At 62.3% G+C, this 19,594-nt stretch carries 17 protein-coding genes; 6 read left to right on the top strand and 11 right to left on the bottom strand.

The genetic code is table 11. From position 1 onward, the window contains the following. Window positions 1-123: 123 nt before the first annotated feature. Window positions 124-1,701 carry a methyl-accepting chemotaxis protein gene (locus tag IGW03_RS09270; protein ID WP_194722247.1) on the top strand — a complete coding sequence of 526 codons (1,578 nt, stop codon included), beginning with the start codon at window positions 124-126 and terminating at the stop codon, window positions 1,699-1,701. A 95-nt stretch (window positions 1,702-1,796) separates the two neighbouring features. Here IGW03_RS09270 and IGW03_RS09265 read toward each other — a convergent pair whose 3' ends face one another. The 11 genes from IGW03_RS09265 to IGW03_RS09215 all read right to left on the bottom strand — a co-directional run bounded on the left by IGW03_RS09265 (window position 1,797) and on the right by IGW03_RS09215 (window position 12,581). After that, window positions 1,797-2,102 carry a hypothetical protein gene (locus IGW03_RS09265; protein ID WP_194722246.1) on the bottom strand — a complete coding sequence of 102 codons (306 nt, stop codon included), beginning with the start codon at window positions 2,100-2,102 and terminating at the stop codon, window positions 1,797-1,799. Between the two features lie 690 nt (window positions 2,103-2,792). Further along, the gene (locus IGW03_RS09260) at window positions 2,793-4,199 is read right to left on the bottom strand and encodes an NAD-dependent succinate-semialdehyde dehydrogenase (RefSeq protein ID WP_194722245.1); all 1,407 of its coding nucleotides are present in this window, start codon (window positions 4,197-4,199) and stop codon (window positions 2,793-2,795) included. Between the two features lie 113 nt (window positions 4,200-4,312). After that, entirely contained in the window at window positions 4,313-4,846 is a 534-nt protein-coding gene (locus IGW03_RS09255; protein ID WP_194722244.1) for a Spy/CpxP family protein refolding chaperone, read from the bottom strand. 38 nt (window positions 4,847-4,884) lie between these two features. Further along, entirely contained in the window at window positions 4,885-5,586 is a 702-nt protein-coding gene (locus IGW03_RS09250; protein ID WP_194722243.1) for an ABC transporter ATP-binding protein, read from the bottom strand. An 18-nt stretch (window positions 5,587-5,604) separates the two neighbouring features. Further along, a complete protein-coding gene (locus tag IGW03_RS09245) occupies window positions 5,605-6,369 on the bottom strand; it encodes an ABC transporter ATP-binding protein (protein WP_194722347.1) in 765 nt (254 codons plus the stop codon). Further along, window positions 6,369-7,415 (bottom strand): branched-chain amino acid ABC transporter permease, encoded by a 1,047-nt coding sequence (locus IGW03_RS09240; protein WP_228535265.1) that lies wholly within the window; start codon window positions 7,413-7,415, stop codon window positions 6,369-6,371. The genes IGW03_RS09245 and IGW03_RS09240 overlap by 1 nt, the downstream gene beginning before the upstream one ends. Before the next feature lie 3 nt (window positions 7,416-7,418). After that, window positions 7,419-8,291 (bottom strand): branched-chain amino acid ABC transporter permease, encoded by an 873-nt coding sequence (locus tag IGW03_RS09235; RefSeq protein ID WP_194722242.1) that lies wholly within the window; start codon window positions 8,289-8,291, stop codon window positions 7,419-7,421. 85 nt (window positions 8,292-8,376) lie between these two features. After that, the gene (locus IGW03_RS09230; RefSeq protein ID WP_194722241.1) at window positions 8,377-9,555 is read right to left on the bottom strand and encodes an ABC transporter substrate-binding protein; all 1,179 of its coding nucleotides are present in this window, start codon (window positions 9,553-9,555) and stop codon (window positions 8,377-8,379) included. A 25-nt stretch (window positions 9,556-9,580) separates the two neighbouring features. After that, window positions 9,581-10,384: an alpha/beta fold hydrolase gene (locus IGW03_RS09225; RefSeq protein ID WP_194722240.1), complete on the bottom strand. Its 804-nt coding sequence runs from the start codon at window positions 10,382-10,384 to the stop codon at window positions 9,581-9,583. Continuing rightward, window positions 10,381-11,964: a benzoate-CoA ligase family protein gene (locus tag IGW03_RS09220; RefSeq protein ID WP_194722239.1), complete on the bottom strand. Its 1,584-nt coding sequence runs from the start codon at window positions 11,962-11,964 to the stop codon at window positions 10,381-10,383. The genes IGW03_RS09225 and IGW03_RS09220 overlap by 4 nt, the downstream gene beginning before the upstream one ends. A 143-nt stretch (window positions 11,965-12,107) precedes the next feature. Next, window positions 12,108-12,581 (bottom strand): DUF4863 family protein, encoded by a 474-nt coding sequence (locus tag IGW03_RS09215; protein ID WP_194722238.1) that lies wholly within the window; start codon window positions 12,579-12,581, stop codon window positions 12,108-12,110. 235 nt (window positions 12,582-12,816) lie between these two features. Here IGW03_RS09215 and IGW03_RS09210 point away from each other — a divergent pair, with 235 nt between their 5' ends. The 5 genes from IGW03_RS09210 to IGW03_RS09190 all read left to right on the top strand — a co-directional run bounded on the left by IGW03_RS09210 (window position 12,817) and on the right by IGW03_RS09190 (window position 19,570). Continuing rightward, the gene (locus tag IGW03_RS09210) at window positions 12,817-13,722 is read left to right on the top strand and encodes a helix-turn-helix transcriptional regulator (protein WP_194722237.1); all 906 of its coding nucleotides are present in this window, start codon (window positions 12,817-12,819) and stop codon (window positions 13,720-13,722) included. Window positions 13,723-14,006: 284 nt separating this feature from the next. Continuing rightward, complete coding sequence (gene boxC, locus IGW03_RS09205; protein ID WP_194722236.1) at window positions 14,007-15,665, top strand: 2,3-epoxybenzoyl-CoA dihydrolase; 1,659 nt, start codon at window positions 14,007-14,009, stop codon at window positions 15,663-15,665. 28 nt (window positions 15,666-15,693) lie between these two features. Continuing rightward, entirely contained in the window at window positions 15,694-17,121 is a 1,428-nt protein-coding gene (boxB, locus tag IGW03_RS09200) for a benzoyl-CoA 2,3-epoxidase subunit BoxB (RefSeq protein ID WP_194722235.1), read from the top strand. 330 nt (window positions 17,122-17,451) lie between these two features. After that, window positions 17,452-18,693, top strand: a complete 1,242-nt coding sequence (gene boxA / locus IGW03_RS09195) for a benzoyl-CoA 2,3-epoxidase subunit BoxA (protein ID WP_194722234.1) — start codon at window positions 17,452-17,454, stop codon at window positions 18,691-18,693. Window positions 18,694-18,760: 67 nt separating this feature from the next. Continuing rightward, a complete protein-coding gene (locus tag IGW03_RS09190; RefSeq protein WP_194722233.1) occupies window positions 18,761-19,570 on the top strand; it encodes an enoyl-CoA hydratase/isomerase family protein in 810 nt (269 codons plus the stop codon). The last annotated feature ends 24 nt before the right edge of the window (window positions 19,571-19,594 follow it).

Here is a 19,594-nt window from a genome sequence, read left to right as displayed (position 1 = left end):
GCCAGCAGGTCGATACCGTCCTCCGGGAGTGATAGGAATCGAAGGGAAAGCGGCATGGCACGCGGTTAACCTGGACAGTCAAGCGCAGCTCATATCAATTAATCCACCGAAACAGATAGAAGAATGAAGAACTTGAAAATAGGCGTGCGCCTGGGGATAGGATTTGCCGTCATTCTGGCATTGATGGCGTTCATGACAGGCGTGGGGATCTGGCGCCTGCATACCGTCGCACAAGCGACGCATGACATGACGCAGCAGCCGCTCGCAAAGGAGCGCCTGATCAGCGACTGGTACCGTAGCATCCACAGCAGCGTGCGCCGCACCTCCGCCATCGCGAAAAGCGAGGATGCTTCGCTGGTGCCTTTCTTCGCGGAAGAAACGAAAGAGTCGATCAAGGTGGTCGCGGATTTGCAGAAGGCGATCGAACCCCTTGTGATCACGCCGGAAGAAAAGGCGCTGTGGGCACAGCTGATGGACAAGCGCAAAGCCTACGTCGCCTCGCGCGACGCCATCACGAAAGCCAAGGCCGACGGTCAGCTTGAAGAAGCTAACCGCGTGCTCGAACAAACCTTCGTGCCGGCGGCCAAGGTCTACCTTGACCTGATCCAGAAGCTGCTGGACGAGCAGCGGGCAAGCATTGACACGACCGCCCGTCAGATCGACGGCATCTATCAGGCCAGCTGGAAGCTGCTGGCCGGACTCGGCATTGCCGTTCTGGTACTCGGTGCGACATATGCCTGGCTGCTCACTATCGGCATCACCGGCCCGCTGCGCAAGGCGGTGCAGGTGGCGCGGACCGTGACTTCGGGCGACCTGACGAGCGACATCGCAGTTACCAGCAAGGATGAGACCGGTCAGCTGCTGCAGGCGTTGAAGGACATGAATGACAGCCTGGTGCGTGTGGTGAGCGAAGTGCGCAGCGGCACCGATACCATTGCCACGGCGTCGAAGGAGATTTCCGCAGGCAATCTGGATCTGTCCGCCCGCACTGAACAGCAGGCCGGATCGCTCGAGGAAACCGCATCCTCAATGGAGGAGCTGACGTCGGCCGTGCGGCAGAATACCGACAATGCACACCAGGCCAACCAGCTGGCGGTGCAAGCCTCCGAGGTGGCGGTCAAGGGCGGCGCTGTCGTCGGCCGGGTCGTGGATACCATGGATTCCATCAACTCGTCGTCGCAAAAGATCGTCGATATCATCAACGTCATCGACGGCATCGCCTTTCAGACCAACCTCCTCGCCTTGAATGCCGCAGTGGAAGCGGCGCGAGCCGGAGAGCAGGGCCGCGGCTTTGCCGTCGTCGCCGGCGAAGTGCGCAATCTGGCGCGGCGCTCCGCGGAAGCAGCGAAGGAAATCAAATCATTGATCGATGATTCGGTCGAGAAGGTGGATGCCGGAAGCAGGCTGGTCAGCGAGGCCGGCGTGACGATGAACGAGATCGTCGAAAGCGTCGGACGCGTGACCGCGATCATGGGAGAGATTCTGGCAGCCAGCCAGGAGCAGAGCTCCGGCATCGAGCAGGTGAACCAGGCAATCGGCCAGATGGATCAGGTGACGCAGCAGAATGCGGCGCTGGTGGAGGAAGCGGCGGCGGCTGCAGGTTCCCTTGAGGATCAGACAGGCAAGCTGGCTGAGCTGGTCAGCGTGTTCAGGCTGGATGAAGCAAAGACTGCAAGGCGCGGGATGCTGCAGCCGGTTTGATATTTAATCTGGATATTCAACTGCGGCGCACATCCGATGCGCCGGTTGATGAGTCAGGCGTGGGGGGGCATCCCGCAGAAGGCCGGACGCAAGCCTTACTGTTCCATCTGCAGTTTGAAGCGCAGGCGGCGTTCCGCTTCAATCTCTTCCTTGCTCATGGCGCCGGTTTTCAGCAGCACGTTGTTCATGAATTCATGGCGCTGGCCCGGCGTATGCTGGAGCGCCATGACATAACCGTCATTGACGCCCTTGAGGTGTTGCGCCTGGGTGCCCAGCTTCGTGCCCTTCTCAAGTCCATGGCGGTAACCGATCATGCGGCCGCTCTGATACGCGGCCCAGTAAAGCAATGCACCGCCACCACCGATCACGAAAAGAAGTGCCAAAACAATATCGTTGCTCATGAAAATGTTCTCTTGCGGAAAAGGCGAATGGTACACCTTCGCCGTGCTTTGCGTCATCGCATTTTTCACGCAAGGCCTTGCTGCCAAAGGGCGTAATGAAATTTGAAATCAATTTCGGCAAGACGTTTTCGCAAGCATTAATACCAATCCCAAGTCATGACATGCCAAATGGGACCGATGGTTTTCTTCGACTGGCAACGCCGAGCCTGCAAATCAGGAATCCATAGCGAGGCTATGGATGACGAGCGCAACGCAGCCAGGCGGAAAAAGACGCGATCTCATGGCGTGTCATGACTTGGAATTGGTACAGGACACGCACTGACGAAGCAGTATCCTTAGCGCCGCGCAGGATTTTCCGCTCCGTCTACCCGAGCGATGCCTGCATGCCAGAGCAGCAAACCTGCGGGCAGTCGGTGACCGTAACAGGCAACCGCTCTCACCGACAAGGCAATGAAGGCAGACCGGGCGATTCCAATATTGCGGAAAGCAGCTTGGCGGAGAGGCCGATCCCAGGCTGACCGTGCCAGCCGTGAAATGCGTACCTGATGCCGCTTGTTGAGCGGGATGAACAAACCTTCGCAAGTCAATGCGCCGAAGATCAGCGCAGCGTTTCTCTGCGAATGATGAGAGACAGCGGCAGGACAGGCAGACGCATCCGCCGTCTCTGTTCTTCCTTGTCGATGCCGGCGCTTATTCCGGCTGGCTCTTCGATGCGTGCGCCGCAGAGGCCTCTTGCGACTTCGCGTGGTAGATGGTCTTTATGTTGACGAATTCCTGGATGCCGAACCAGGAAAGCTCCCGGCCGTAGCCCGACTGCTTGACGCCGCCGAAGGGCAGGCGCACGTCGGACTTCACCAGGGCATTGACGAACACGCTGCCGGCTTCGATGCGGCGCGCGATGCGGTCGGCGCGTGCCTTGTCGCGCGTAAACAGCGCCGCGCCCAGGCCGAAGGGCGACCGGTTCGCCAATGCGATCGCGTGCTCCTCGTCGTCGGCTTCGATGATGGCCGCCACCGGGCCGAAGATTTCTTCGTCGAAGGCGACCATGCCCGGCTTCACGTTGCCGAGTACAGTCGCCGGATAGTAGGCGCCGTCGCCGGCAGGCAGCTTGCCTCCGGCCAGCAGGCTCGCGCCCTGCTTGACGCTCTGCTCCACCTGCTGGTGAATCTGGGCGCGCAGGTCGGCGCGGGCCATCGGGCCGATGTCCGAAGCCTCGTCGCGAGGATTGCCGTGGCGGATGTGGTTGAAGCGCTCGACATAAGCACGTTCGAATTGAGCGCGCAGCTTCCTGTCCACGATGAAGCGCTTGGCGGCGATGCAGCTTTGCCCGGCGTTGATGAGCCGGCTCTTGACGCAGATGTCGACCGCGGCGTCGAGATCGGCATCGTCGAGCACCAGGTAGGCATCGCTGCCGCCGAGTTCGAGCACGCTCTTCTTCAGTTCGGAACCTGCGATCGACGCCACCGAGCGCCCGGCCGGGGTGCTGCCGGTCAGGGTGACTGCCTTGATGGCGGGATGCCTGATGACGCGTTCGATGTTCTTGCTCTCGATCAGGAGCGACGAAAATGCATGCTGGGGAAAGCCGGCGGCGCGGAAAATGTCCTGGATCGCGAGCGAGCATCCGGTCACGTTCGACGCATGCTTGAGCACGCCGACATTGCCCGCCATGAGTGCCGGCGCCGCGAAGCGAAAGACTTGCCAGAACGGAAAATTCCACGGCATGATCGCCAGCACGGGGCCCAGCGGATCGAAGGCGATGTAGCTGTTCTCCGCATCGGTGGGTATGGTCTGGCTCGACAGAAAGCGTTCGGCATTGTCGGCATAGTAGTCGCAGCAGCCGGCGCACTTCTCGATCTCCGCAATGCCGTCGCGCACCACCTTGCCCATTTCATCGGCCATCAGTTCCGCCAGCTGCTGCTTGCGCTCGCGCAGCAATCCGCCGGCGGCCTTCATCAGCTGCGCGCGGTCGGCGAAGCCGCTCTTCCTCCAGTCGTCGAACGCCTCCTCGGCCAGAGCGAGCTGCCGGTCGATTTCCGCATCCCCTTGCGTGTCGTAGGTACGGATGAGCTGGCCCGAGTGCGGATTGATGCTTTTCATGTGCTTGCCTTTCGCCGGAATGGAAGGATGCCGGTACGACTATGCGCCGCAAGAGGGAGTTCCGGGCGGCCGGAGGAGGGAAGTGCCGGCTGCGGGTGCGTGCCGGCAACAGGTCAATGCTTGTGCCCGTGGCCGTGATGCGGGGAAGTGCCGGACTGCGCTTTGTCATAGCCGCGCAGCGCGTTGTAACGCGCAACCTGTTCGGCATTCAGGATGCCGGCCTGCTGCAGATGCGCTTCCAGATGGACGCCGCGCACCCTGGCCTGCAATGCGCCGATCTCCTTGAGCGAGGAGTCGAGCAGGTTCGGACTGATTTCCTTGCTCGCGAACAAGCGGTCCAGCTTTTGCTCGGCATCGATCAGTGCCCGTCCGGCCTCGACGGCTTTGGCCTGCATCGTGTTGTACAGATCCCGGGTCTTTGTCTTCTGTTCCCTGCTGAGCTTGAGCTGCTCCGCCAGTTCCAGCACATGCAGAGGCCCCGGATAACCGTTGAGTTCCGCCGTCTTTGCCAGACCCATGCCCTTGCCGGCGAGATAGGACGATACCTCTTCGGCGGACAGCGCCTTGATCTGGCGCGCTTCCTGTCCGGCATAAGGCGAGGGAGGGGAATCGGCATACACGGCGCCAATGGCGGAAAGCGAAAGCATGCCTGCGACAAGGAGACGATGCCGGAGCGCCTGCATGCCTACACCCCGAGATATTTCGCCAGCGACTCCGGCGCATCCATCAGCGCCTTCGACTCGCCCTGCAGCACCACCCGGCCTTTTTCCAGCAGCACCGCAGAGTCGGTATGCGCGAGCACGGTGCGGTAGTTGCGGTCGACGATCAGGGTGCTGATGCCGGTCTCGCGGATCTTGGAAATGACGCGCCAGATTTCCTGCACGATCAGCGGCGCAAGACCCTCGGTGGCCTCGTCGAGAATCATCAAGTCGGGATTGGTCATGAGCGCGCGGCCGATGGACAGCATCTGCTGTTCGCCGCCGGACAGCTGCTGGCCGCCGTGATCCAGCCTTTCCTTGAGACGCGGAAAGGTGTCGAGCACGCGCTCGTAGGTCCAGTCGCTTCGCCCGCCAGGTCCGGGCCGTGCGCTCATCAGCAGGTTCTCGCGCACTGAAAGATTGGGGAAGATGCCGCGTCCTTCGGGCACATAGCCGATGCCGAGGCGCGCCATCTTCTCCGGCGGGCTGCCGGTAACGTTCCTGCTGCGCCAGGACACGGTGCCCGACTTCGCCGGCACATAGCCCATCAGCGAGCGGATCAGCGTGGTCTTGCCCATGCCGTTGCGGCCGAGCAGGCCGATCGCCTTGCCGCCGGGGATGTCGAGATCGACGCCATGCAGGATATGGCTGTCGCCGTAATAGGTATTGAGCGATTTGATCTGAAGCACGTCGTTCCCTGCGAAGGTTTAGTGGTCGCCCAGGTAGGCGGCCTGTACGTCGGCATTGCTGCGGATCGCGTCAGGCAGGTCGCTGGCGATGACCTCGCCGTTGACCATGACGGTAATGCGGTCGGCGATGCGGAACACCGCATCCATGTCATGCTCGACCAGCAGCACCGCATGGCCGCGCTTGAGCTTGGCGAGCAGGGCCAGCATGCGTTCGGTTTCTTCCGCGCCCATGCCGGCCAGCGGCTCGTCGAGCAGCAGCACGCGCGGCGCGGTGGCCAGGCACATCGCGATTTCCAGCTGGCGCTTCTTGCCGTGGCTGAGGCTGCCGGCCTGCATCTGCGCCACGTCGGCCAGGCCGGTATCGTCCAGCGCCTGGCGGGCGACGGCATTGCTCTGCCTGCATTGCGCGGCCGACTCCCACAATGCCCACGGCCGCTGCAGCGCCGCCTGGGCCGACATGCGGCAGTTCTCCAGCACCGTGAAGCTGGGGAAGATGGTGGTGCGCTGATAGCTGCGGCCGATGCCGGAGCGGGCGCGCCTGGGCTGCGGCAGGCGGGTGACGTCGGTGCCGTCGAGCAGGATGGTGCCGTCGGACACCGGGATCTCGCCCGACAGCATGTTGATCAGCGTGGACTTGCCGGCGCCGTTGGTGCCGATCACCGCATGCACTTCGCCGACATGCAGGTCGACGGAAACATTGCTGACCGCCTTGAGGCCGCCGAAGCGGCGGGTCAGGCGGTCGGCGCGCAGCAGCGCGCCGGTGGATGTGCCTGCATTGCTCATCATTGTTCAGCTCCCGCAGCCGGTGTCTTTTGCGCGCTCCGTCCGAAGCGCCCGCCCATCGATGCCAGGCCGATCAGGCCCTTGGGCAGCAGGGCGACGAAGAAGATCATGGTCAGGCCCAGCGTCAGCTGCCAGCGCAGCGCGAAGCTGCCGAAAATGGCTTCCGACGAATAGAACTCCTTGAGCAGCACGAAGGCTGCCGCGCCGATCACCGCGCCGCGCAGCGAGCCGAGGCCGCCGAGGATGATCATCAGCAGTACCGCGCCCGATTCGTGCCAGGACAGCATTTCCGGATTGACCGTGCCGTTCTTGGCCGCCATCAGGAAGCCGGAGAGGCCTGCCAGCACGCCGGCCAGCACGAAGGCGGCCAGCTTGTACCAGTAGGTCTGGTAGCCGGCGGCGCGCATGCGCTGCTCGTTGATGCGGATGCCCGCCAGCGCATGGCCGAAGCGCGAGCGCTGCACCAGCGCCAGCAGGCCGAAGGTAAAGGCGAGGGCGCCGAGCGCAAAGAAATAGAGGTGGCTGCCCTTGTCGAGGTCGATCAGCGTGGTTTCGCCGATGACCAGCGCCGGGCGCAGCGTGATGTACATGCCGTCGCTGCCGCCGCCGACCGGCGTGTCGTGGAAGACGTAATAGGCCATCTGTGCGAAGGCCAGCGTGACCATGATGAAGTACACGCCCTTGGTGCGCAGGCTGAGCGCGCCGACCACCAATGCGTAGGCGCCCGCAGCCAGCATGGCCAGCGGCAGGAGTTTCAGGATGGAACCCGCCTCCGCGTCAGGCGAAGCCAGTCCGGTGACATAGGCGGCCAGGCCGAAGAAGGCGGCATGGCCGAGGCTGACCAGTCCGGTGGTGCCCACCAGCAGTTCCAGGCTGAGGGCAAAAATGGCGTAGACGACGATGCGCAGCACCAGATCCTGGGTGTAAGACGACAGGAAGTTGGGCAGGATTGCCAGCAGCACGAGCACGGCGAGAGGCAGCAGCCAGTGATGGTGCTGCCGGCCTGCCGGCATGACGGCATTGGTTGCGAGTACGGTGGTGCTCATGACTTAGTATCCTTTGCTCCTGAGGCCTTCCGGACGCCAGATCAGCAGGATGGCCATCAGCACGTAAATGCCGATGCCGCTCATCTGCGCGAAAAACACCTTGCCGAAGGTATCGACGAAGCCGACCAGCAGGGATGCGATCAGTGCGCCGGAAATCGAACCGATGCCGCCGATCACCACCACCACGAAGCAGATGATCAGCACCTGCCCGCCCATGCCGGGATAGACCGAAGCCATCGGTGCCGCGATCATGCCGGCCAGTGCGGCGAGCGCGACGCCGGCGGCGAACACGATGCGGTACAGCAGGCGAATATTGATGCCCAGCCCGCGCACCATGTCGCGGTTGCTGGCGCCGGCGCGGATCATCATGCCCAGCCGGGTGCGGTTGACCACAAAGTACAGGCCGATGGCCACCACGATGCAGGCGGCCGAAGCGAACAGGTTATAGACAGGATAGGTCATCACATCACCGAGCGCGATGCTGCCGGACAGCCATTCCGGCGCCTTGACGCCGTGCACGTCGTTGCCGACCAGGATGCTGCGCAATTCCTCGAACACCAGGATCAGCGCATAGGTCATCAGCACCTGCTGCAGGTGGTCGCGCTGGTAGAGATAGCTGAAGAACACCCATTCCAGCACGAAGCCAAACAGCGCGGACAAAACGATGCCTGCCAGCAGCATGATGATGAACTGGTCGCCGAAGAAGGGCGCGATGGAAAAGGCAAGATAGGCGCCGATCATGTAGAAGCTGCCGTGCGCCAGGTTGATCACGCCCATGATGCCGAAGATCAGCGTCAGACCGCTAGCCACCAGGAACAGCAGCAAACCGTACTGGATGGAGTTGAGGCACTGGACCAGGAAGGTGGAGATGTCCATGAGAATCTTTTGCTCGGGGATGGGGAGATGCACTGCCGCACCTTGGAGCGCGGCAGTGCATTGCAGCAGGAGAGGCTAACTTGAATCAGCCCTGCTTGCAGCCGCGGGCCGGATCGGCCAGCGCCTTGATGGCCACGCCCTTGACTTCGTTGTTATTGCCCTTGACCTCGCGCAGGTAGATGTCCTGGATCGGGTTGTGCGCCGGCGACAGCGTGAACTTGCCGCGCGGGCTGTCGATGGCGGCGCTGCGCATGGCGAGAATCATCTGGTCGCGCTTGCTGATGTCGCCGTTGACCGCCTTCACGCCGGTGGTCAGCAATTGCGCCGCATCATAGCCCTGCACCGCGTAGACGTCGGCATTGGTCTTGTAGGTCTTGGCGAAGTTGAGGCGGAAGGTGTTGTCGCGTGGCGTGTTCAGGTTGTCCGCATAGTGCAGCGTAGTGACGAGTCCCTGCGCTGCCGCACCCTGTGCTTCCAGCGTGCCGTCGGTGAGGAAGCCCGGACCGTACAGCGGGATGGTCTTGTTCAGGCCCGCTGCGACGTAATCCTTGACGAACTTGACCGCGCCGCCGCCGGCGAAGAAGGCGTACACCGCATCGGGTTTCTGGGAGGCGATCTGCGTCAGCAGTGCCTGGTATTCGACGTTGGGGAAGGGCAGGGTCAGATTCTGGGAAACCTTGCCGCCGCCCTTTTCGAAGCCTTCCTGGAAGCCCTTGACCGACTCGTTGCCGGCGGCGTAATTCCAGGTGATGGTCATTGCATTCTTGTGGCCGCGCTCTGCTGCAACCTTGCCCATCGCATAGGCCGGCTGCCAGTTGGTGAAGGAAGTGCGGAAGATGTTCTTGGCGCACATCGCCCCGGTGATGACGTCGGCGCCGGCGTTCGGCACGATGAGCAGGGTATTGGTTTCGCGGGCAACCTTGGCCATGGTCAGCGCCACGCCGGAGTGGACCGTACCCACCAGCACGTCGACCTGGTCGCGCTTGATCAGCTTGTTGACGTTGTCGGTGGCCTTGGCCGGATCGGATTCGTCATCCACCTTGAAGTACTGCACCTCGCGCCCGCCGATCTTGCCGCCCTGTTCGTTGACGTACATCTTGAAGCCGTTCTCGATCATGTTGCCGAGGTTGGCATAGGTGCCGGTGGCCGGCAGCATGAAGCCGACCTTGATCGGACCTTGCTGCGCGAAGGCTGGAGCAGAGAGCGCGCCGGCGATGGCTGCGGCGATGGCTGTTGTAATGGCCGGCTTGAAGAGGTGTTTCATTATTGTCTCCTTGGTATTGAATGCGTCAGCCTTGGCCGACGATGAATCGAGCTGCTTCTTTCATGAGCGCTTCAGGTTGATCCCGGTGCGGCGAATGGCCGCATTCGGGAAGTATCAGCAGGCGTGTCTGAGGCGCTTTCCTCCGGATGCCGCGGATCTGTTCTAGCGTACCATACTCATCGTCCTCTCCCTGCACCGCCAGCACGGGGCAAGTGATGTTGGCCAGCTCCTCCTCGATGTTCCATGCGCGGAACGCAGGATCGAGCCAGATATCGTTCCAGCCCCAGAATGCCGAATCCGGATCGGCATGGTAGCGGCCGAGTTTGCTGCGCATGTCGCTGGACAGGTAGGTCTCCCTTGCCTGCCGGATGCTGTTCACCGACACGTCTTCGACGAAGATATGCGGCGCGGCGACCACGATGCCGCTGACGCCTTGCGGAAAGCGGGCCGCATGCAGCAGGGCGATCGATCCGCCGTCGCTGTGGCCGAATAGCCATGGCTTCACGATGCCCAGCGCGGAGAACAGCTTAGGCAGCACCTCGTGCGCCTGGGCGTGCATGAAAGCGACAGTCCAGCGCTCATCGGCTGGGCGGGGCGTCGAGTTGCCGTAACCATAGCGGGAAAACACCAGGCCGGTAAAGCCGTTGCGCTCGCAGAATTGCTGCGGAAAATCCTTCCACATCGCAATCGAACCCAGGCCCTCGTGCAGGAAGACCACGACCGGATGCGCTGATTCACTTGCGCCCACCCATTGGTATTCCAGTCGCAGCGGACGGCCCTGCCAGTCGATGTCGACATATCCGATGCCCGAGCCGGCCGAGCTTGTCATGCATGCGCCTCCTGCAAGGCGCGCAGCTTGAAGCGCTGGATCTTGCCGGTGGCAGTCTTGGGCAGTTCGGTGACGAACAGGATGTCACGAGGATACTTGTGCGGAGCAAGCTTGCCCTTGACGAAGCCCTTCAGTTCCTCGGACAGCGCCGGCGTTTCCGTCTGCCCCTTGGCCAGCACCACATAAGCGGTGGTCTTGGTCAGGCCTTCCGCATCGTTCTTGCCGACCACCGCGCATTCCAGCACGGCGGGGTGCTCGATCATCACGTTCTCCACCTCGATCGGCGACACGTACTGCCCGCTGACCTTGAGCATGTCGTCGCTGCGGCCGGAGTAGCAGTAGTAGCCGTCCGCATCCATCACGTATTTGTCGCCGCTCCTCAGCCACTCGCCGATGAAGGTGGAGCGGCTCTTTTCCCGGTTGCACCAGTACAGCAGCGCCGAACTCGGGCCGCGGATGTAGAGATCGCCGATCTCGCCGGGAGCGACGCGCTGGCCGCTCTCGTCGCGCAGTTCCACGTCATAGCCCGGCACCGGCTGGCCGGAAGTGCCGTAGCGCACGCTGCCGGCGCGGTTGGAAATGAAAATGTGCAGCATCTCGGTGGAACCGAGGCCGTCGAGGATGTCGCAGCCGAAATGCCGGCGAAATTTTTCGCCGACCTCGCGCGGCAGCGCTTCGCCGGCCGAGGTGCAGATGCGCAGCGCGACGTCTTCTTTCTTCGGCAATGCATCGGAGGCCAGCATCGCGACATACAGCGTCGGCACGCCATAGAAAATCGTCGGCTTGTGCTCCACCAGGCGCTTGAACACCGCCGGGGGAGTCGGCCGTTCCGCCATCAGTACTACGGTGGCGCCGACGCTGAGCGGGAAGGTCAGGCCGTTGCCCAGGCCGTAGGCGAAAAACAGTTTCGCCGCCGAAAACACGACATCGTCCTCGCGGATGCCGAGAATGGGCTTGGCGTAGAGTTCGGCGGTCCAGAACAGGTTGGCATGCGAGTGCACCGTGCCTTTCGGCCGGCCGGTGGAGCCGGACGAGTACAGCCAGAATGCAAAATCGTCGGCCGAGGTGTTGGCGCAAGCCGTCACGGGCAGAGGCTCGGCGGCAAAAAGGTTCTCCAGCGGCTGCATGCCGTCCGGGATGCCGTCAACGCTGCCCGCGCTGCCGGCCACGATCAGCTGCGGGCGCGCATCGGTCTTGCCGAGCGCTTCCTGCACGCAGCTTTGCAGCGGCTTGGAAAACACCACGGCCCGGGCACCGCTGTGCTCCATCATGTAGGCGTAATCGTCGGCGGGCAGCAGGGTATTCACCGGCACCGGGATGACGCCCGCATACAGTGCACCGAGGAAGACCACCGGCATGTCTACCGTGTCATGCATGATGAGCAGGATGCGTTCCTCGCGCCGGATGCCGGCGGCGAGAATGCCGGCGGCGAAGCGGCGCACGCGCTGCTCCAGTTCGCCGTAGCTCAGCTGTCCGTTGTCATCGATATAGGCGGTCTTGCCGGCGCGCCCGGTGTTGATTTCCAGAATATGGCGGGCGAAGTTGAAGCGCTGCGGCAGCGCTGCGTCAGGCTGGCTCATCGATATCTCCTATGCTGCGGACCGGCGCTGCACCATGGTGCAGCGCCGGTCCGTCTCTTCTTGATCCGGCGGCTGTTCTTCATGCGCCGCTTTGATAACCCGTGCTGGTGAATGGGGCGGCCGATGCGGCCAAGCCCTCATTTTCAGGCGGCAGCCGGGGTGAAATTGATAGCGCCCTGGGGCAGCAGGTAAAGCACCAGCGCCCGGCCCTTGGCCACGGTAGGACGGTGTGCGCTCCCGGGTTCATAGACGCACCAGCCTGCGGGATGGCCGTCGAAGCTTGCGCCTTCGGTCAGCGGCATGATGAGGTCGATCTCGCCGTTGGGATGAACATGGTGCGGTCCGGCAATGTCTTCCATTTCCACCACGTCGACGCTGAAATTATGGGTGGCGTCGGTCGCCTTGAGCACGCGGCCGTAACGGATGCCGTCGGCCTCGCGGTTGCACAGCCAGCCGTCGCGCACGCCTGTCCGGCAGGCATCGAAAATCTGCTGATAGAGCTCGCTGCCGGCGCCGTGCTGCGCATTGAGACGGGAGGCGAGGGAAGCATTCAGGGGAATCCCGTCGATGTCTTCGGTGATCTTGCGGATCAGCTCTCGGAAACGGTCGACATCCATTGCACATCTCCTGTGAATGCATTGAAGCGGTCAGATGCACTTCAATGCATGGCATTGGAACAAGATTGTCTTTTTATGTCGCCGAGTTTAGGTGTACTATGTTGCATGTGTCAAGCGATATTGGTAAATATATTTCACTTTGGCCGCTGCCACATGCAATGGTTTTTTGCGATAATCGCGAGGCGATGCGCCAGCCAGAAATGAACTGCGCCTTATCCAGGAGAAAGATGCACGTATGACCGCGCCAAATGTATTGACCGAAAGCCCCGAAGAGGAAAAGGACCCCTTCCTGGTGGCTCTGGGCGAGCGTCTGCGTGCGCTGCGTTCCCGCCGGGGCCTGACGCGCAAGGCGCTGGCCAAGCTGGCCAATGTTTCCGAACGCCACCTCGCCAACCTGGAGTCCGGCGTAGGCAATGCGACCTTGCAGTTCCTGCGGCAGCTGACCGCGGTACTGAATTGCACGCTCGCTGAAATGATCGGCGACGAAACCGCTACATCGCCGGAATGGCTGATGATCCGCGAGATCCTGCGCGGGCGTTCCGACGAGGAGCTCGCCAAGGCGCGCTCGACGCTGGCAGGCATGTTCGAGGCGCCGACCAGCGAAATCGCCCGGCGCCAGCGCATTGCGCTGGTCGGCTTGCGCGGCGCCGGCAAGTCCAGCCTGGGACGGATGCTGGCCGACTACTGGATGGTTCCCTTCGTGGAACTGAGCCGCCATGTGGAAACGATTGCCGGCTGCAGCGTCGCCGAGATCCACGCGCTCTACGGCCCCGGCGCCTACCGCCGTTATGAATACCGGGCGCTGGAAGACATCATCCAGCGCTTTCCGCGTGCCGTGATCGCCACGCCCGGCGGCATCGTGTCCGATCCCGCCACCTTCAATCTGCTGCTGTCCCACTGCTATACGGTATGGCTGAAGGCATCGCCGCGCGAACACATGGAGCGTGTGCTGGCCCAGGGCGATACCCGTCCGATGTCGGGCAACCGCGAGGCGATGGAAGACCTGAAAAGCATTCTGGAAAGCCGCGCCGCGTTCTACTCCAAGGCCGACCGGATTTTCGATACCAGCGACATGACGCAGGAAAATGCCTTCTTCGGCCTGATGGAGGAACTGCGGGACGACGTTCAGTTGCCTGCCTGAATTTTGCGGGCCTCACCGAGACGCGGCGTCGTCTCCGAATCTTCAAAAAATGCCGGAAGACAAGACAAGTCTTCCGGCATTTTTGTTTGCGGTGCCGGCGGGTTGGGCAACCGGAGAAGCTGGCAAGTACCTACCCGAAGCAACATCTGCATAAATATTTTCCTGCAATGAATAAAAGTGCATGCACGCGAACGAAAGTGCATTTTTGTGCTTGACACTCCAACATAGCTGCAATATAGTGCGTCTCAGGTTATGTGAATGCAGCATACTTCACCGAGGAGCATATGAGTACCGCACCCCAAGTCAACTACGAAACGTCTCCCGAGCGCTACAAGCACTGGACCCTTGCGGTCGACGGGTCCATCGCCACACTCACCATGAACGTCAATGAGGACGGCGGCCTGAAGGAGGGTTACAAGCTCAAGCTCAACTCCTATGACCTCGGCGTCGACATCGAGCTGCATGATGCGGTTCAGCGCATCCGCTTCGAGCATCCCACGGTCAAGACGGTGGTCATCACCAGCAGCCGCGACCGTATTTTCTGCTCGGGTGCGAACATCTTCATGCTCGGCAAATCGTCGCATGCCTGGAAGGTCAACTTCTGCAAATTCACCAACGAAACCCGCAACGGCCTGGAAGACTCCAGCCGTCACGGCGGCTTGAAGTTCGTTGCCGCGGTCAACGGCGCCTGCGCCGGCGGCGGCTATGAACTCGCCGCGGCCTGCGACGAGATCATCCTGGTCGACGACCGCTCGTCTTCGGTCAGCCTGCCGGAAGTGCCGCTCCTGGGCGTGCTTCCCGGTACCGGAGGCCTGACCCGCCTCACCGACAAGCGCAAGGTTCGCCATGACCATGCAGACATCTTCTGCACCACCACTGAAGGCGTGCGCGGCCAGCGCGCCAAGGACTGGAAGCTGGTCGACGAAGTCGCCAAGCCGGCCCAGTTCGCCGAGACCGTGCGCCAGCATGCATTGGCTCTGGCTGAAAAGAGCCAGCGTCCCGACAGCGCCGCCGGCGTCAAACTGACACCGCTCAACCGCAAGCAGTCCGACAACGGCCTCGACTATGAATTCGTCAGCGTCGCCATCGACCGCAACAACCGCACCGCGACGCTGACCGTGAAATCGCCGTCCGCCGCGCAGCCGAAAGATGCCGCCGGCATCGAAGCCGCCGGCGTGCACTGGTGGCCGCTGCAGTTCGCCCGCGAACTCGACGACGCCATCCTGCACCTGCGCACCAATGAACTCGACATCGGCACCTGGCTGTTGAAGTCGTCCGGCAACCCGCAAGCCGTGCTCGATGTCGATGCGACGCTTGCCGCCAACAAGAATCACTGGCTGGTCAAGGAAACCATCGGCTTCCTGCGCCGCACGCTGGCCCGCCTGGATGTGACATCGCGTTCGCTGTTCGCCTTCATCGAAGAAGGCTCCTGCTTTGCCGGCACGCTGCTCGAAGTCGCGCTGGCCGCCGACCGCAGCTACATGCTGGCCCTGCCGGACGATGCCGACAAGGCACCGAAGATCGCCGTGTCCGAACTCAACTTCGGCACCTATCCGATGGTCACCGGCGAATCGCGCATCGGCCGCCGCTTCTACGGCGATGAAGCGGCAATCGCCGCGGTACGCGAAAGCAAGGGCAAGCAGCTCGACGCCGACCAGGCGATGGAGCTGGGCCTGATCACCTTCAATCCGGACGACATCGACTGGGCTGACGAGACGCGCATGGTGGTCGAGGAGCGCGCCAGCATGTCGCCCGATGCGCTGACCGGCATGGAAGCCAACCTGCGCTTCAACGGCAAGGAAACCATGGAGACCCGCATCTTCGGCCGCCTCACCGCATGGCAGAACTGGATCTTCATCCGCCCCAACGCCGTCGGCGAACTGGGTGCGCTGAAGGTCTACGGTTCGGGCAACAAGGCCAAGTTCGATTTGAACCGCGTTTGAACGATTCGACAATATCAAGGATGGCACCGTGAGCACAATCAACTACAGCGAAAAGATCCCGAACAACGTCAACCTCTCCGAGGACCGCACACTGCAGCGCGCGCTGGAGCACTGGCAGCCGAACTACCTGCAATGGTGGCAGGACATGGGCCCGGACGGCACTACCAACTTCGACGTCTACCTGCGTACCGCGATCAACGTCACGCCGGAAGGCTGGGCCCATTTCGGCCACGTCAAGATGCCCGACTACCGCTGGGGCATTTTCCTGGCGCAGCAGGAAGAGGGCCGCAAGGTCAATTTCGGCGAGAACAAGGGCATGGATGCCTGGCAGGATGTGCCAGGCGAGCACCGCGCCAACCTGCGCCGCATCATCGTCACCCAAGGTGACACCGAACCGGCATCGGTCGAGCAGCAGCGCCACCTCGGCCTGACCGCGCCGTCGCAGTACGATATGCGCAACCTGTTCCAGATCAATGTGGAAGAGGGCCGCCACCTGTGGGCGATGGTGTACCTGCTGCACAAGTATTTCGGCCGCGACGGCCGCGAGGAAGCCGAAGCGCTGCTGCAGCGCAATTCCGGCAACCAGGACAACCCGCGCATCCTCGAAGCCTTCAATGAAGAAACGCCGGACTGGCTGGCCTTCTACATGTTCACCTATTTCACCGACCGCGACGGCAAGTTCCAGCTCAATGCGCTGGCCGAGTCGGGCTTCGATCCGCTGTCGCGCACCTGCCGCTTCATGCTGACCGAAGAAGCGCACCACATGTTCGTCGGCGAATCGGGCATTTCCCGCGTGATCCAGCGCACCGTCGATATCATGAAGACCCACGGTATCGAAGATCCGGCGGAAGTGCGCAAGCATGGCGTGATCGACCTGCCGACCATCCAGCGCTACCTGAACTTCCACTTCAGCGTGACCATCGATTTGTTCGGCGCCGACCAGTCATCGAATGCGGCCATTTTCTACAGCGCCGGCCTGAAGGGACGCTACGAAGAGACCAAGCGCGACGACGATCATGTGCTGAAGAACAACCAGTACAAGATCCTCGAGATCCAGGGCGACAGGATCGTCGAGAAGGAAGTGCCGATGCTCAACTCGCTCAACGAAGTGCTGCGCGACGACTTCATCCGCGACTCCATCGCCGGCATCGGCCGCTGGAACCGCGTGATCGAGAAGGCAGGCCTCTCCTTCAGCCTGCAGGCGCCGCACAAGGCGTTCAACCGCCACATCGGCACCTTCTCCGGACACAAGGTATCGCCGGACGGCCGCGTGATCTCGGAAGCCGAATGGGCAGCGAACGTGCGCAACTGGCTGCCGAGCGAGGAAGACCGCGCGTATGTGGCTTCGCTGATGGGCCGTGTGATCGAGCCGGGCAAGATGGCGAACTGGATTGCGCCGCCGCCGGTGGGAATCAATCGTCAGCCGATTGATTTCGAGTATGTGCGGTTTAACTGAGCAGGGTGGTAGAAGCTGCTTGAAGTACGCAAATGCAACGCGTATTTTGTGAAATGTTAGCTCCCTCCACCTCGCGCCTTGCAAGGCGCTCGGAGTCCGCAGGCGCGATGCATGCATCGCGAAACCCCTGCTCCCTCCCCTTCAAGGGGAGGGTTGGGGTGGGGATGGGGTACAGCGGCGTCCGTTCAAACCCATCCCCCACCCAGCCTCCCCCTTGAAAGGGGAGGAGTGTTCTTTATCATAGCGCCGAGTTAAGAAGTTTTATCTTGCTCAGCCCCAGTAAGCCGGATTCATTCCAGCCTTGTTTCACCCCAATCCTGACTGGCCGCCATGAACGCACCCGAACCCATCGCCTTCATCCGTCAACACCTGATCGACCCCGAGGTCTGCATCCGCTGCAACACCTGCGAAGAGACCTGTCCGATCGACGCGATCACGCACGACAGCCGCAACTACGTGGTCAAGGCCGATGTCTGCAACGGCTGCGGCGCCTGCATCTCGCCTTGCCCGACCGGCTCCATCGACCACTGGCACATCGTGCCCAAGGCCTCCGCCTATTCCATCGAGGAACAGCTGACCTGGGACGAGCTGCCGCCCAAGCAGGACATCGACCCCAGCGTGCTCGACCAGGCCGCCAGCGAGAATGCCGCCGAAGCCGCGGTCGAGGAAGTGCAGGTCAATGCATCAAGTTCGCTCACCTCGCCGGTGCCGCCCTGGTCGGCTGCGCATCCCTATATCAATCTGTACACGATCAAGAACCCGATCACCGCCACCATCGCCGGCAACTACCGCCTGACGGACCCCGGCGTGGAAAGCGACATTCATCACATCGTGCTCGACTTCGGCACCCAGGTCTTTCCCATCCTGGAAGGCCAGTCGATCGGCATCATCCCGCCCGGCGTCGATGCCAACGGCAAGCCGCATTACCTGCGCATGTACTCTGTGGCCAGCCCGCGCAGCGGCGAACGCGAGGGTTATAACAACCTCTCGCTGACAGTCAAGCGCGTGGTCATCGACCATGAAGGCAAGCCGACGGTCGGCGTTGCGTCGAACTACCTGTGCGACCTGCAGAAAGGCGACACGGTCCAGGTGACCGGCCCCTTCGGCACCAACTACCTGATGCCCAACCATACCGGCTCCAACATCCTGATGATCTGCACCGGAACCGGCTCGGCGCCGATGCGGGCGATGACCGAGCACCGCCGCCGGCTGGAATCGAACAACAAGAAGATCGGCAAGCTGATGCTGTTCTTCGGCGCTCGCAATCCGCAGGAACTGCCTTACTTCGGGCCGCTGCTGAAGCTGCCGGATCATTTCATCGACAAGCATTTCGCCTTTTCCCGCATGGAAGGGCAGACCAAGACCTATGTGCAGGACAAGATCCGAGAAGCCGGCAAGCAGGTGGCCGAACTGCTGCGCGGCGATACTTATCTCTATATCTGCGGCCTCAAGGGCATGGAGACCGGCGTGATGGATGCGCTGCGCGCCGTCTGTGCGGCGGAAGGACTGGACTGGAGCGCACTGTCGGCGAAGATGGTCAAGGAAGGCCGCTTCCACGTCGAGACGTATTGAATCCGGTTTACGAGAAAACAGGGCGCATGCGCCCTGTTTTGTTTTTCATGAGTTATCAGGAGCCTGCATGACGATTTCCCTTCCCGTAGAGACTGGCAACTTCCGCGTCGATATCGACGAACAGGGCATCGCCCACCTGGTATTTCAGCCCGCCGGCGGCATGCCGGTCACCGATGCGCAGGGCCATGCGGCGCTCGCCGGCATCTGGCCGGTCCTGTCCGCGCACCCGCAGGTCAGGGCGGTGCTGGTGCGCAGCGAGGGCAAGGCTTTCTGCGCCGGCGGCGAACTGGCGATGGTGGAAGACATGCTGGTGTCCGAGCAGGCGCGCCAGCGCGTGATGCGGGAAGCGCGCGACATCGTGCGGGGCATGATCGACTGCAGCAAGCCCATCGTGTCGGCCATCAACGGCGCGGCAGTCGGCGCGGGACTCGCGGTGGCGCTGCTGGCCGACATATCCGTGGCCGCGCGCAATGCCAAGCTGATCGACGGCCATACCAAGCTCGGCGTCGCCGCAGGGGATCATGCGGTGGTGATCTGGCCTTTGCTGTGCGGCATGGCCAAGGCCAAGTATTACCTGATGCTGTGCGAGACGGTGAGCGGCGAGGAGGCCGAGCGCATCGGCCTGGTGAGCCGCGTGGTCGATGCCGAGCAGCTGCAGGCGGAAGCCCTGGACATCGCGCGCCGGCTTGCCGCCGGCAGCCGTTCCGCAATTGAGGGAACCAAGCGCTCCCTCAATCATTGGCTGCAGGCTGCCTGGCCGGCGTTCGAAGCGTCGCTCACGGCGGAGATGATGGATTTCAGCCAGGCCGACGCGAAGGAGGGCGTGGCCGCGATCAGGGAAAAGCGGGCTCCGGTCTTCGGCAAGAACCCGGCATGAGATGTGCGGAAAGGCCTGACAGCC

The organism is Noviherbaspirillum malthae (assembly GCF_015352985.1).
GTDB classification, from domain to species: Bacteria; Pseudomonadota; Gammaproteobacteria; order Burkholderiales; family Burkholderiaceae_D; genus Noviherbaspirillum; species Noviherbaspirillum malthae.
This window is presented reverse-complemented; position numbering and strand designations above follow the sequence as displayed.